Raw genomic sequence first — 13712 nt, 5'->3', positions numbered from 1 at the left:
GCGGTCACCCCTCTTGCCTCTGCGGCCTTCACGCGGCGTGCCGATCCTGATGCCCGGACGCGAGTCGTGTCAACTATCGTGGCATTCCATGCTCGTTGACGGCTGAAATTGGCCACAGTTGTGGCGAGACCTGGATGTGAGTTCGAAAGACCCGCTACTCTCCACGCAGTTCACGGCGCCCGTCTGTGCCTGTGAGAGGGACGTGAGAGACGTAGGAGACCTGTCGGTGTCGGATGGCTTCGAGGTTCCGAGCGCCACCGCGACGGTACTGCCGTCGGCCGTCGTCGCCCGTGTCGCCGCACTCGCCGACCGGCTCGGCGTGGCCCATGCGGAGGTCTTCGACACCCGGCGGCTGTCCGTCGCCTCCGGTGTCCCCGAGCCGGTGGTCAAGGCCCTGCTGAGCGGCCGCCCGGCCGGTGAGCCCGATGTCCAGGCCCGGTTCCTCCAGCGCCTGGACCTGCTGCGCCGTACCCGGCTGAAGCCGAACGGACGCAAGTACACGCAGCAGGAGATCGCCGACGGCGCCGGCATGTCCCGGCAGCAGGCGGGCGCCCTCATCAACGGCGACCGCCGCCCCACCATGGAGCACTGCGACGCCATCCAGCGGTTCTTCCGGGTGCACGCCGGTTTCCTCACGGCCGAGGACCCCGAGGCCCTGGCGGGCGCCCTCCAGCACACCGAGCAGGAGCTGCTCCAGAAGCTCGCCGCGCGGGAGGCGGCCGCGGCCGCCGAGGACCCGCTGGAGAGACTGTTGCAGGACCACGGCGTGCGCGGGATCGCCTGGCGGGCCGCGCAACTGCCCACGGACCAGCACCGCGACAAGGTCGCCGAGTGGCTGGACATGCTCCTGGAGAGCGTGAAGCGGCCCGAGTCGTGATCCGGGGGAGAACTGTGGGCATCGCGAAGGAAATGCGCCGCCTGTGCGGCGAACTGGTCTCCGAACTGAACCTCCCGGCCCCCGCGGCGCCGGCCGACCTGTACACCGCGCTGTGCGACGGGATGAGCAGACGCCGGGGCCGCCCCGTCCACTTCCGTATGGCCGCCTTCCCGGCCGACACGGCCAGCGGGCTCTGGCTCGACATGGCCGACCAGGACCTCGTCGTCATCGAGGAACGCACCGCGCCCGACCACCAGCTGGTGATCCTCGGACACGAGCTGTGGCACATGAAGGCCGGGCACTGCAGTCACCACGTGGGGGGCGCGGCCGTCGCGGCCCGGCTCCTCACGGAGGGGGCGGACCTCCAGGCGACGGTCCTGCGGGTCGCCGCGCGCACCCGGTTCGACCAGGCCGAGGAGAAGGAGGCCGAGAGCTTCGGCCTGCTGCTGGCCAGCAAGTGCCGTGCGCTGCTGCCGGGTTCGTCCGCCCGGCGCGGCCAGCGGGACCATCTGGCCGGGCGGATCGAGGCGTCGCTGGGGTACCTGGGGCCGCAGGGCTGACCCTCCGCACCCGTCGTACACATGTCCGGACGGCGCCACACGTGTCCGCTACGGCCCTCAGGTCGCGCTGCGTTCGCTCGCCTCGCGCAGGTCCCGTACGGCCTCCTCCGGCAGGCCTCCGTCCCGCGCCCCGGGGCGGCCCGCGCGCAGGAGTGCGCGCCAGTGGTCGCGGCTCCAGTCGGCCGGGGCCGTGGTGCGGGTGAACTCCTCGACCAGGTCGCGGAACCGGGCGGGGTCGCTGTGGAACGGGAAGTGCCCGGCGCCCTCGAAGATCTCCAGTCGGCTGCCCGGCATCGCCTCGTGGGCGCCGTACGCGTGCCGGACCGGCACCACGCTGTCCCGGTCGCCCCACAGCAGCAGGGTGGGCAGGCCGGCGGTCAGATAGCAGCGGTCGAGCATGGTCACGACCTGGCCGCGCCAGTCGACGACCGCGCGCAGGGTGCGGATGAAGGCGTTGCGGGAGGTGTCGTCGGGGAGGGCGTCGACAAGGGTGAGCAACTCCGGCGCGTCCTGGCCCAGATCGGTGTCGAGGAGCCGCATCAGGCCCACGGCGAGGCCGACGTGCAGCCGCATGCCGGGCAACCGCAGTGCGGACAGGGCGAGATGGGCGCCGGGCAGCGACACGAGCCGCAGTGCCGGGTTGACCTCGCGGCCCACACCGCCGGCGCTGACCAGGACGAGCCGTTCGGTGCGCTCGGGGAACTGGTAGGCGAACTGCATCGCCACTCCCCCGCCGAGCGAGTGTCCGACCAGGGTCGCCGACTCGACGCCGAGCGTGGTGAGCAGATCGCGCAGGCCGTTGGCGTACGCGGCCACCGAGTAGTCGGCGCGGGGTTTGTCGGAGGCGCCGTGGCCGAGCAGGTCGGGGGCGATGACGGTGTGGGTGCGGGCGAGGTCGGGGATCAGCTCGGCCCAGGTGGCCGAGGAGTCCCCGATGCCGTGGATCAGGACCAGTGCGGGGCCCTCGCCGGCCATGCGGTAGGCACGGCGGTAGCCGTGCACGACCCGGTACCGAAGTTCCAGTTCCCCGTCGCCCACCGGGCGCAGCCGTGCGGCGCGCGCGGGGCGCCGGCGCGGGACGTCGACCACTCGCTCGCCTCCCGTGCTCCCTGGCCCCCGGCGGTCGGCCGAGAGCCCTTCACTCCAGCGTAGGGAGGGTTTTCCCCAGGGGATTTCGAGGAGGTTTCACCTCCGCTAAGCGGGCGAACCGATGGGGGGCGCGGCCGGATTGTCAGTGGTGGGCGGCAAGCTGGGAGGTGCGCCGTCGTGTGGCGGCGTACGCGCCGTCCGGGCGCGTGGGAGCGACGCCGACACGGGGAGAGCCGACCGATGCCCACAGCCGTACTGACCGACCGCGAGCGCACCGCCGTCCAGGCCTATCTGCGCCTCCTCCACACGGTCCGGGCCGCCTTCGGCGACGAGACCTCCGGCCCGCCGCACGACCGGCTGCCGCCGATGGTCCCGCCCGCCGTCCTCGCCGAGGCTGACCGCGCCCTGGCGGAGGCGGGCCTCACGGGAAACGAGGAGGAGTTCTTCCGGCTGCTGAACAGCTGGTGCCCGGGGGCGTGACCGGCCGCCGGGGCGAGGGACCCCGGCGGACCTGACGGACGGGGTGCGGGTCAGTAGTGGTGGACGGCGATCGCCGTCGCCACCAGACCGCGCCCCACCGTCCAGTGGCCGTCGAAGTGGTCGACGCGGTGGCCGTCGACCACGGGTCCGGGGACGAGAAGGCGGGCCCGGAAGGTGCCGGAGGACGTGCCGTCGGGGCCGGGGGTGATCTCGATGTCGGCCTCGCTGAAGTCCAGCCACTTCCGGGTGAGGGGGAACCACGCCTTGTAGACGGACTCCTTGGCGCTGAACAGCAGCCGGTCGCCGTGCAGCTCGGGCCGGTCCGCGGCCAGCCGCCGCAGCCGCTCCTGCTCCGCGGGCAGCGCCACGGCCTCCAGCACTCCCTCCGGCAGCGGCGCGTGCGGTTCGGCGTCGATGCCGAGGGAGGCCAGATCGGCGGCGCGCACCAGCGCGGCCGCGCAGTAGCCCTCGCAGTGCGTCATGCTGCCGGTCAGGCCGTCCGGCCAGCCCGGCGCACCGCGCTCGCCGGGCAGCACCGCCTGCGGGGCCACGCCGAGCTTCTCCATCGCCCGCCGGGCGCAGGACCGTACGACGGTGAACTCGCGGCGGCGTTTGGCGACCGCCCGGGCCACCAGCGCCTCCTCCTCGGGGAAGAGCGGCCCGTCCCCGAACTCGCGCACGCCCTCCTCGCCGAAGGCCTCGACGGCCACGACCGTGTCCGGCAGCAGTTCCTCGATCACGGCGCCGTCACCTCCGCCGGCAGGACGCGCCGCAGCCGCCCCGGTGGCTGCGGCCGCTTGCGCCACTCGCGCGGGTAGCCGACCGACACCTCCTCGAAGCGGACGCCGTCGTGCCAGGTGGTCCGCGGGATGTGCAGATGGCCGTAGACCATCGCGGCGACCCGGAAGCGGTGGTGCCAGTCGGCGGTCAGGGAGGTGCCGCACCACATGGCGAACTCCGGGTACCACAGGACGTCCATCGGGTGGCGGTCCGTCGGGTAGTGGTTGACCAGGACGGTCGGCAGGTCGGCGGGCAGCTCGGCGAGCCGGCGCTCGGTCTCGGCGACCCTCGCCCGGCACCAGGCCTCCCGGGTCGGATAGGGGTCGGGGTGCAGCAGGTACTCGTCGTTGCAGACGATCCCGGTGCCCTGCGCGTACTCCAGCCCCTCCTCCTTGGTCGTGCAGCCGGCCGGGAGGAACGAGTAGTCGTACAGGAGGAAGAGCGGTGCGACGGCGACCGGGCCGCCGGGGCCCTCCCACACCGGGTAGGGGTCCTCGGGCGTGGTCACGCCCAGGTCACGGCAGACCTCGACGAGGTGCTCGTAGCGGGCGACCCCGCGCAGGGTGACGGGGTCCGAGGGATGGGTCCACAGCTCGTGGTTGCCGGGGGCCCAGATCACCTTCCGGAAACGGCTCGCGAGGGTCTTGAGCGCCCAGCGGATGTCGGCCACGTTCTCCGAGACGTCCCCGGCCACCAGGAGCCAGTCGTCGTCCGTCTCCGGTGCCATCTCCTCGACCAGGGCCCGGTTCTCGGGATAGCCGATGTGGAGATCACTGATGGCCAGGAGCTGTCCGGCACCATCACCGGCCTTCGACGTCACCTTGCGTCCCCCGTTCCGAACCTCGAAAAGCACCACCACAACATATCCGGGGCCGGCGGACAAGGCGGCACCGACCACGACCCGCCATCGTCCGGTTACCCGCCGGTCAGGTCCCTACCCGACGCCACGACAATCATGAACAAGATCAGCAAATCCGTAACACGCGCGTTGCACGCGGCACCTCTCGGAAGCCGTATGATCGCCCCAACACCACCGCCATGAACGTCCCTTCACGCAGCGCGGTTTGGTGACCCTCCATTCCCCCTGCCCGGGCCGGGCCTGCTTCGCCCTGCCCGCGAACCGTGAAAGGCGGCCTCGCATGGTCTCTCGCGTACGCGTCTGGCTCAACCGCACGTACGCGGAGAACGTGTTCTTCATGGATCAGCTGCGGCGAAATCCCAGTGATCGCGCCGTCGAGATCCACGCGACGCACGGCGACGCCGACTCCCCCGTACTGTCCGCCGCCGACACCGCGGACCTGGAGCCCGAGGGCCTGTCCCCCGCCGCGTACGTGGAGTACGCGCTGGACCAGTGCCGACGCCGCGGCATCGACGTGTTCGTGCCCCGGCTGCACCAGGCGGCGATCGTGGCGCACCGCGCCGACTTCGCGGCGGCCGGTACGGCGCTGCTGGCGCCGACGCCCGAGGCCGTGGCCGTCTTCGAGGACAAGGTGATCGCCTACGAGGCGGTCCAGGCCATCGGCGTGCCCGTGCCGCCGTGGTACCGGGTCCGGACGGCGGACGAACTCGTCGTCGCCGTCGAGGAGTTGGAGGAAGCGGGGCACAAGGCGTGCTTCAAGCCGGCGTCCGGCGCGGGCGGGGTGGGCTTCCGCGTGATCACGCGCACCCCCTTCTCGCTCGTGCACCTGAGCGGCTTCCCGACCCCGTACGTCCAGCTGGACCTGGTCGTGGACGCGCTGCGGCGGGCCGAGGAGACCGTGGACTGGCTGGTGATGCCGCGTCTGGAACAGCCGGAGGTGTCGGTGGACTGCCTCACCGGCCCCGACAACCACCTGCGGATGGCGATCGGCCGCACCAAGAACGGCCGCCGTCGCGGTTTCACGCTGCACGAGCAGTGGCTGGAGCCGGCCCGGCGGATCGCCGAGGGCTTCGGGCTGCACTACCTGTCCAACATCCAGTTCCGGATGTTCGGTGAGCAGCCGGTCCTGATGGACGTCAACACGCGTCCGGCCGGCGGGCTGCACCAGCTGTCCCTGTGCGGGGTCAACGCCCCCTGGGCGGCCGTGCAGTTGGCGCTGGGCGAGGATCCGGGGCAGGTCACGCCGCCGTTCCTGGGGCAGGACTACACCGTGGTGTCGGGGCCGCGGCCGCTGCGGGCGGTGTCGTTGCCGCACCAGCGGGTGGAGGAGACCGCCACCGAGCCGCTGCTGTCTGCCGTGCCCGCGCCCGCCGACTCCGTCGAGGTGAGCCCCGCGGCGGCCGTGCTGCCCCTCTAGAGCTCTCCGGGGAGAACAACTCCTCACCGGTATGGACCAATTCCCGTGCATCACCTTGACAGCGGGATTGGTCCATACCATTTTTGTTTGCGCACCCTCATGCATCCTGATGCACCCTCTTGCACCTCTCTGCACTCCCGAACACTCCCGAACACCCCACATCGTCAGGGAGATCGCGTGCGCACCACATTTCTCCGGCGTTCCAGACGCCGTCTCCTCGCTCTGCTCGGCACCGCCGCTCTCGCCCTCGCCGGAGCGGTCGCCCTCCCCGGCACCGCCCAGGCGGCCAACGTCCTCACCAACCCCGGCTTCGAGTCGGGCGCGCTCTCGCCCTGGTCCTGCTCCGGCGGCCTCGGCTCGATCGTCTCCTCCCCCGTGCACGGCGGCTCCAAGGCCCTCGCGGGGGCGGTGAGTTCGAGCGACATCGCCAAGTGCTCCCAGACCGTCTCCGTACAGCCGAACACGGCGTACACACTGAGCGGCTGGGTCCGGGGCAGCTATGTCTACCTCGGCGTCGACGGCGGTGCCTCGACCTGGACGTCGTCGCCGTCGGCGTACAGCCGGCTGGCGGTGTCCTTCACCACCGGGGCCGCGCAGACCAGTGCCACGATCTATGTGCACGGCTGGTACGCCCAGGGCACCTACCAGGCCGACGACATCAGCCTGGACGGGCCGGGCGGGGGCGGCGGCTCGGACACCCAGGCGCCGAGCACGCCCACCGGACTGACCTCGACCGGCAAGACCTCCTCCAGCGTGTCGCTGTCCTGGAACGCCGCCACGGACAACGTCGGCGTCACCGCGTACGACGTCTACAGCGGCTCCGCGCAGGTGCTGAGCGTGTCCGGCACGTCGGCGACGGTCAGCGGGCTGTCGCCGAGCACGGCGTACACGTTCACCGTGCGGGCCCGGGACGCCGCCGGGAACACCTCCGGCGCCTCCGGCTCCGTGTCCGTCACCACCGACGCGGGCGGTGGCGGGACCGGGTTCAAACAGGCCGCGCCCTATCTGTACGAGGGCTGGGGCGACCCGCCGAACGTGTCCACGGTGATGAGCGCGACCGGGATCAAGTGGTTCACGATGGCGTTCATGCTGGACGGCGGCGGCTGCAACCCGCTGTGGGACAGCAGCCGTCCGCTCACCGGCGGGGTCGACCAGAGCGTCATCAACCAGATCCGCTCGGCGGGCGGCGACATCGTGCCGTCGTTCGGCGGCTGGTCGGGCAGCAAGCTCGGGGCCAACTGCTCCTCGGCGAGCGCGCTCGCGGCCGCGCTGCAGAAGGTGATCGACGCCTACTCGCTCAAGGCGATCGACATGGACATCGAGAACACGGACGAGTTCGAGAACGAGGCCGTGCAGGCGCGGATCCTCACCGCGCTGAAGACCGTCAAGGCCAACAACCCCGGCCTGAAGACGATCGTCACCTTCGGGACCTCGACCACCGGGCCGACGTACTACGGCAACCGGCTGATCGAGCAGGCCAAGTCGCTGAACGCCGGCATCGACGTGTTCACGATCATGCCGTTCGACTTCGGCGGCGGCGCCGACATGTACGGCAACACGGTGAACGCGACGGAGGGGCTGAAGAACAAGCTGAAGTCCACCTTCGGCTGGGACGACGCCACCGCCTACGCGCACATCGGCATCTCCGGCATGAACGGTCTGTCCGACCAGCAGGAGAACACCACGCCGGCGATCTGGACGCAGATCCGTGACTGGGCCAACTCCCACCACCTCGCCCGGCTCGCCTACTGGTCCGTCAACCGGGACCGGCCCTGCCCCGGCGGCGGGGTGACCAGCAACTGCTCCGGCATCAGCCAGAGCACCTGGCAGTTCACCTCCATCACGGCCGGCTTCACCGGCTGACCCACACCCGTACCCACACCCGAAGGTCCCCCGGATTCCGGTCCGGGGGACTTTTTTTCCTGAGGGGTGTATCAGGGGCCCGGGGGCCTGCTCTTAAGGGTGTAACCGTGAAGGCCCGCCGGGGACGTCGGGGGAACGACGGGGGAAGCCCCGGCGGGTCTGCGGGAACACGGTGCTTCAGGGGGAAGCACCACGGGGACGACGGGGGAATCCGGGGATCATGGGGGATCTCCGGGCACGGGGGATCGGGTCGGTCGGCCGCTGTCACGGGGAGCGGCCGCCCGCTCGTCCCACCTCAGCCGGCCGGGTACCCCCAGGCCCGCGCGATCTCCACCAGCCGGGGCGGCAGTTCCCGTCCCGGGTCCGCGGCGCGGGCCGGCTGGATGCGGCCCGACCTGATGGTGCGGGACCAGTCGCCCAGCTGCGGCCGGAAGGCGCCGTGGTCGCGGCTGCCGTACTCCAGCATGCCGGGCTCCCACGGCACCCCGAGGTACTCGCACAGCCCCCGGGTCGTGCGCTCCGGGTCGCCGGTCAGATCCTCGTACGTCACCACGTACGCGTCGAGGCTCTGCCGGGCCTCCTCCAGCTTCTCGGCGTAGCCCAGCACCTCGGCACGGATCGCCGCGTGGTCGGGGTCCTTGCGGCGGTCGGTCAGGGAGGCGATCACCGCGCCGGGGTGGCGCAGCAGCAGGATGTGGCGCGCCTGGGGCCAACATCGGCGCAGCCGGGGCCAGATGAGGGTGTTGGGCGGGGTCTTGTCGACGATGACGTCCTTGCCGCTGCGGACGAGTTCGAGGTGCAGCACCCGGTCCCAGAGCAGGTGTTCCAGCTCGGTCCGGTCGAGTTCCAGCGCCTTCATCGCCTCCCCGGTGAAGTCCCGGCTCAGCCGGACGTGCAGGGTGCGCGGATGCATCTCGTGCGGGGCGCGGATCCGGCTGTGGCTGTTGAGCAGCACCCGCAGCAGGGTCGACCCGGAGCGCACCGACGAGAGCACGAACACCGGGGACTCCACCAGCCGGGGCGTCGGCGGGGCCGTGTACGAGACGGTGCCGGCCCCGGGCTCGGAGCGGGGGGAGGGGATGGCGTCCAGGGTGCGCCGCGGCGGGCTGACGGCCTCCTTCATCAGCCGTCCCCGGCGCTTCAGCCCCCGGCCGATCGCGGATATGCGCGGATCCCTCACGGTGACACCTTTCTCTCGCGCTGTGCGCCCGCATCCCAGGGCCCCGGGCGAACTCCAGGTGTCGCGCAAGGAAACAGCCCTGGTCACGGAACGCCCTATTCCGCCCGTGACCAGGGCTCTTACCTGCTCCTTAATTCTTCATATGAAGTGTCTGGGTTTTCCCTGGGAGCCGCCCGGCCGACGGGCTCAGAAACGGCCCGATCCCCGGTAGAGCTCCAGCTCACCGTCCAGTTCCACGGCCAGCACCGTGGCGTACGGGTCGAGGTCGGACGCGGCCGGCGGATCGATCCAGACCACACCGACCGCCTCGTGCAGCCCGCCGACGACCCGGTGGCCGAGCGGGGTACCGGTGCCGAGCACAGTGACCCGGCGCACCGGGGTGACCAGGCCCCGCAGACCGATCTCGGCGCGCGGGATGTCGAACAGGGTCAGATAGAGCGTGCGGCGGTCGGCGGAGAGCGTGCTGGGCCCGTAGTGGTGCCCGGCCGGCAGCCCGCGCACCGTCCCGTACACCGCGTCGGCGTGCCGGCGGATCCACTCCCCCAGCCCCTCCAGGCGCTCGGCCTGCGGCCGCGGGATGGTGCCGTCCTCCCTGGGGCCGACGTCGAGCAGCAGGTTGCCGCCCCCGCCGATGGTCTCGGTGAAGTAGCGGATCAGCTGGGCGAGCGACTTGTGGTTGTGGTCGTGGTGCTGGTGGCCCCACGAGTCGTTGATGGTGAGACACAGCTCCCAGGGACCGTCCGGCGGTTCGATGGGGGCGCCCTGTTCGGGGGTGGCGTAGTCGCCCTCGCCGAGCATGCGCGCGTTGAAGACGACGTCCGGGGAGTACGAGCGGATCAGCGCCGCGAGTTCGGGGATCCGCCACTGCTCCTCGCTGCGGTCCCACTCGCCGTCGAACCACATCAGGTCGGGCCGGTAGCGGGAGGCCAGCTCACGGATCTGGCCGTCGCGGTAGGCGAGGAACCGCTCCCAGGCGTCGAGGTCCTCGAACTCGGCCGCGACCTCGGAGTAGCGGTTGTCCTCCTGCTCGGGCGGCCGGCCCGGCTTGCGCGTCGAGGCGTAGTCGGGATGGCTCCAGTCGGAGTGCGAGTAGTACAGGCCGACCTTGAGCCCCTGCTCGCGCAGGGCGTCGGCGTACCCGGTCAGGTAGTCGCGGCCCAGGTTGAGCTCGCCGTACTCCGTGTCCCACAGGGCGACGCCGTCATGGTGACGGCTCGTCAGCACGGCGTACCTCGCGCCCGCGCGGGCGAAGAGGTCGGCCCAGGCCTTCGGGTCGTAGCGGGCGCCGGTGAAGCGGTCGAGCTGGGACATGTACCGGTCGTACGGGACGATGTCGTCGTAGAACGACCAGGACTCCTGGACACCGTCCACGGCGTAGATCCCCCAGTGGACGAAGATCCCCAACTTGGCTTCGGTGAACCAGGGTTGCATGGGCACGGCTGAACTCCTCGACGGTAAGAGGGACTTCGGGCGGGGGCGGGCACGAGTGACGTGCCCGCCCCGGTGCGTCGCCGCCCTACCGGCCGCCGCGCCGCAGCCGCAGCGTCAGCACCTGGAAGGGGCGCAGGGCGACGGCGACCGTGCCGTCCCCGGTGATCTCCGCGGCCTCGAGCGGGCGCTCCAGCAGGTCGGTGACCTCGGCGCCGGCCAGCGGGAAGCCGGTGCGCAGGACGCCCCGGGCGCGGCCGCCGCGGGACTCGTACAGCCGGACCACCACGTCGCCGGACGCGTCGTCGGCGAGCTTGACCGCCTCGACGGTCACGCCGTCGCCGGCCACGGAGACGACCGGCTCCGGGGCGCCGGCCGCGTCCGCCACCCGCAGCGGCAGGTTGAGGGCGTAGCCCTCGGCGACCGCGTCCCCGATCGTGGCACCGGGCAGCAGGGAGTACGTGAACCGGTGCCGGCCCTGGTCGGCCTCGGGGTCCGGCACACGCGGGGCCCGGACCAGGCTGAGGGCGACCGTGGTGGTCGTCCCGCCGTCCTCGCGGACCGTGCGGGTGACGTCGTGGCCGTACGTCGAGTCGTTGAGGACCGCGACGCCGTAGCCGGGCTCGGCGATGTGCACCCAGCGGTGGCCGGAGACCTCGAAGCGGGCCGCCTCCCAGCTGGTGTTGGTGTGCGTGGGGCGCTGGACGTGGCCGAACTGGATCTCGGCGGAGGAGTGCGCGGCCCGGACGTCCACCGGGAAGCCGGCCTTGAGGATCTTCTCGGCCTCGTGCCAGTCGATGTCGGTCTCGAAGTCGACGCGCGGGCTGCCGGCCCGGACGGTGATCGTCTGGGTGAGCGTCGAGCCCTTGCCGAAGGAGCGGGTGACGCGGACCGCGCCGACCAGCGGGTCCTCCTCGACGACCGTCACCGCGTCCGGCTCCAGGAGGTCCGTGAAGCGGTTGCGGTAGTGCTTGTCGATGTCCCAGGCGTCCCAGTAGTTGGGCAGGTCGGTGTGCAGGCGCAGCAGGTTGCCGGGGCCGGCCAGGACCTCGCGGCCCGCCCGCAGGTCGTACACCGAGGCCAGGGTGCCGTCCTCGGCGACCTCCACACGGACCAGGCCGTTGTCGAGGGTCCGGCCGGAGACCGTCACCGGGTGCTCGGGCCGTGCCGCGGCCAGGGGCGCGCTGCCGCTCGCGGGCACCTCGACGTACGCCGGCGCGCCGTCGGCCGTACGGACCACCTCGGCGCGGTCGTACGGGCTGGTGTTGAAGACCCGGGCGGAGCCGCCGCCCAGCGCCGCGAGGGCCTCGGCGGTCAGCTCCTCCAGCTCCCCCGCCACCCGGGCGTACTCGGCCTCGGCCTCGCGGTGCACCCAGGCGATCGACGAGCCGGGCAGGATGTCGTGGAACTGGTGCAGCAGCACCGTCTTCCAGAGCCGGTCCAGCTTCTCGTACGGGTAGGCGTAGCCCGGCGCGTGCAGTGCGGCGGTCGTCGCCCACAACTCGGCCTCGCGCAGCTTGTGTTCGCTGCGCCGGTTGCCCTGCTTGGTGCGGGCCTGGGAGGTGTACGTGGCGCGGTGCAGCTCCAGGTACAGCTCGCCGACCCAGACCGGGGCGTCCGGGTACTCCTCGCGGGCCTTGGCGAAGAACGCGTCGGGGTGCTCGACGACGACCTTGGGCGAGCCCTCCAGGTCGGCGAGGCGGCGCGCGCGTTCCATGATCTCGCGGGTGGGTCCGCCACCGCCGTCGCCCCAGCCGAAGGGGGCGAGGGAGCGGGTGCCGCCGCCCTTCTCCGAGTAGTTGCGGACGGCGCGCTCCATCTCCTCGCCGCTGAAGCGGGCGTTGTAGGTGTCGATCGGCGGGAAGTGGGTGAAGATGCGGGTGCCGTCGATGCCCTCCCACCAGAAGGTGTGGTGGGGGAACTTGTTGGTCTGGTTCCAGGAGATCTTCTGGGTGAGGAACCAGTCGTTGCCGGCGAGCTTGGCGAGCTGCGGGTAGGCGGCGGTGTAGCCGAAGGAGTCCGGCAGCCAGACGCCCTTGGTCTCGATGCCGAAGTGCTCGATGAAGAACCGCTTGCCGTGGATCAGCTGGCGGGCGATGGCCTCGCCGCCGGGCAGGTTGCCGTCGGCCTCCACCCACATGCCGCCGACCGGGGCCCACTGGCCCTTCTTCACCGAGTCCTGGATGCGGGCCCACACGTGCGGGTAGTTGTCGCGCACCCACTCGTACTGCTGGGCCTGGGAGCAGGCGAAGATGAAGTCCTCGTACTCGTCGGCCAGGGACGTGACGTTGGAGAAGGTGCGGGAGGTCTTGCGCTTGGTCTCCCGGATCGGCCAGAGCCAGGCGGAGTCGATATGGGCGTGGCCGACGCCGGAGAGGGTGTGGGCGCTGGCGTGGGCGGGGCGGGCCAGGACGGGGGCGAGCACCTCGCGGACGGCGGCGGCGCTGCCGGAGATGTCGTCCAGGTCGAGGGCGTCCATGGCCCGGTCGAGGGCGTGCATGATCTCGTGGCGGCGCGGCTCGTGCTCGCCGAGGTGGACCATCAGCTCGCGCAGCACCTGGAGGTCGAGGTCGAGGTGCCAGACGTTCTCGTCGAGGACGGCGAGGTCGGCGCGCTTGAAGGTGTACAGCGGCTTGTCGCCCGCCGTGAGGACGTCGCCGAGCGGGGTCGGCCCCGCGAAGTCGTTCGCCAGGATGTCCGGGTTGGAGGCCGCCTCGACCAGGTAGTCGACGCGCTCGCCGCCCTGCGCCGGGTTGCCGACCGGCACGTACTGGTTGAGCGGGTTGACCGCCTTCAGCGGGGTCCCGTCCATCAGGTGGACCAGCGCCTCGGCCTGGTTGCCGGGCCAGTCGCCGACGAAGCCGAGGTCGACGACGGCCTCGACGCGCCGCCCCGCCCACTCGGCGGGCACCTCACCGCGCATCCGGAACCAGGTCGTCCCCCAGGGCGGTCCCCAGGGCGTGTCCATCGCGAAGGGCGCGTAGGTCGCGGCGGCGGCCTCCTGGAAGGGGACGGGCTCCCCGGGCGCCTGCCAGGCCTCGACCTCGAAGGGAACGGCGGCCGCGTAGATCGCGGGCTTGATGCGCTGGTTGTGGACGCGCTCGACGCGCTCCTCGATCCGGCGGCGTTCGTCGTGCATGAAGGGTCTCCAGTGCGGGAGAGTGCGAGCTGAGCTGGGA

At 71.7% G+C, this 13712-nt stretch carries 11 protein-coding genes; 5 read left to right on the top strand and 6 right to left on the bottom strand.

What is annotated here, in order from left to right; translation table 11 throughout:
• Positions 1-226 precede the first annotated feature (226 nt).
• On the top strand, positions 227-877 hold the full coding sequence (locus ACZ6D7_RS08095; RefSeq protein ID WP_469485262.1) for a helix-turn-helix domain-containing protein: 651 nt from the start codon (positions 227-229) through the stop codon (positions 875-877).
• A 32-nt stretch (positions 878-909) separates the two neighbouring features.
• Complete coding sequence (locus ACZ6D7_RS08090) at positions 910-1437, top strand: toxin-antitoxin system, toxin component (RefSeq protein WP_469486025.1); 528 nt, start codon at positions 910-912, stop codon at positions 1435-1437.
• A gap of 57 nt (positions 1438-1494) precedes the next feature.
• On the opposite strand, the gene ACZ6D7_RS08085 is transcribed toward ACZ6D7_RS08090, so the two are convergent.
• Complete coding sequence (locus tag ACZ6D7_RS08085; protein WP_469485259.1) at positions 1495-2526, bottom strand: alpha/beta fold hydrolase; 1032 nt, start codon at positions 2524-2526, stop codon at positions 1495-1497.
• Between the two features lie 240 nt (positions 2527-2766).
• On the opposite strand from ACZ6D7_RS08085, the gene ACZ6D7_RS08080 reads away from it, so the two are divergent.
• The gene (locus tag ACZ6D7_RS08080; protein ID WP_469485256.1) at positions 2767-3006 is read left to right on the top strand and encodes a hypothetical protein; all 240 of its coding nucleotides are present in this window, start codon (positions 2767-2769) and stop codon (positions 3004-3006) included.
• Positions 3007-3056: 50 nt separating this feature from the next.
• Here the strand turns inward: ACZ6D7_RS08080 and ACZ6D7_RS08075 are convergent, their stop codons facing one another.
• Positions 3057-3746 (bottom strand): 4'-phosphopantetheinyl transferase family protein, encoded by a 690-nt coding sequence (locus ACZ6D7_RS08075; RefSeq protein WP_469485253.1) that lies wholly within the window; start codon positions 3744-3746, stop codon positions 3057-3059.
• On the bottom strand, positions 3743-4606 hold the full coding sequence (locus ACZ6D7_RS08070; RefSeq protein ID WP_469485250.1) for a metallophosphoesterase family protein: 864 nt from the start codon (positions 4604-4606) through the stop codon (positions 3743-3745). Before ACZ6D7_RS08070 ends, ACZ6D7_RS08075 begins: the two co-directional genes overlap by 4 nt.
• A gap of 319 nt (positions 4607-4925) precedes the next feature.
• On the opposite strand from ACZ6D7_RS08070, the gene ACZ6D7_RS08065 reads away from it, so the two are divergent.
• Together ACZ6D7_RS08065 and ACZ6D7_RS08060 are read left to right on the top strand one after the other, a co-directional pair.
• Positions 4926-6062 carry an ATP-grasp domain-containing protein gene (locus ACZ6D7_RS08065; RefSeq protein WP_469485247.1) on the top strand — a complete coding sequence of 379 codons (1137 nt, stop codon included), beginning with the start codon at positions 4926-4928 and terminating at the stop codon, positions 6060-6062.
• A 177-nt stretch (positions 6063-6239) separates the two neighbouring features.
• Positions 6240-7925 (top strand): carbohydrate binding domain-containing protein, encoded by a 1686-nt coding sequence (locus ACZ6D7_RS08060; protein ID WP_469485244.1) that lies wholly within the window; start codon positions 6240-6242, stop codon positions 7923-7925.
• Between the two features lie 295 nt (positions 7926-8220).
• Here ACZ6D7_RS08060 and ACZ6D7_RS08055 read toward each other — a convergent pair whose 3' ends face one another.
• The 3 genes from ACZ6D7_RS08055 to ACZ6D7_RS08045 all read right to left on the bottom strand — a co-directional run bounded on the left by ACZ6D7_RS08055 (position 8221) and on the right by ACZ6D7_RS08045 (position 13672).
• Positions 8221-9105 carry a sulfotransferase family protein gene (locus ACZ6D7_RS08055; protein WP_469485241.1) on the bottom strand — a complete coding sequence of 295 codons (885 nt, stop codon included), beginning with the start codon at positions 9103-9105 and terminating at the stop codon, positions 8221-8223.
• A gap of 186 nt (positions 9106-9291) precedes the next feature.
• Positions 9292-10542, bottom strand: a complete 1251-nt coding sequence (locus ACZ6D7_RS08050) for an alpha-L-fucosidase (RefSeq protein WP_469485239.1) — start codon at positions 10540-10542, stop codon at positions 9292-9294.
• 79 nt (positions 10543-10621) lie between these two features.
• Positions 10622-13672, bottom strand: a complete 3051-nt coding sequence (locus tag ACZ6D7_RS08045; RefSeq protein ID WP_469485236.1) for an alpha-mannosidase — start codon at positions 13670-13672, stop codon at positions 10622-10624.
• Positions 13673-13712 lie beyond the last annotated feature (40 nt).

Source organism: Streptomyces sp. NPDC041784, assembly GCF_055591025.1.
This window is presented reverse-complemented; position numbering and strand designations above follow the sequence as displayed.

Bases quoted from the DNA above. Each gene is read 5' to 3' on its own strand.
- ACZ6D7_RS08090 (WP_469486025.1), top strand. From the start codon at position 910: ATGCGCCGCCTGTGCGGCGAACTGGTCTCCGAACTGAACCTCCCGGCC.
- ACZ6D7_RS08080 (WP_469485256.1), top strand. From the start codon at position 2,767: ATGCCCACAGCCGTACTGACCGACCGCGAGCGCACCGCCGTCCAGGCC.
- ACZ6D7_RS08065 (WP_469485247.1), top strand. From the start codon at position 4,926: ATGGTCTCTCGCGTACGCGTCTGGCTCAACCGCACGTACGCGGAGAAC.
- ACZ6D7_RS08045 (WP_469485236.1), bottom strand. From the start codon at position 13,672: ATGCACGACGAACGCCGCCGGATCGAGGAGCGCGTCGAGCGCGTCCAC.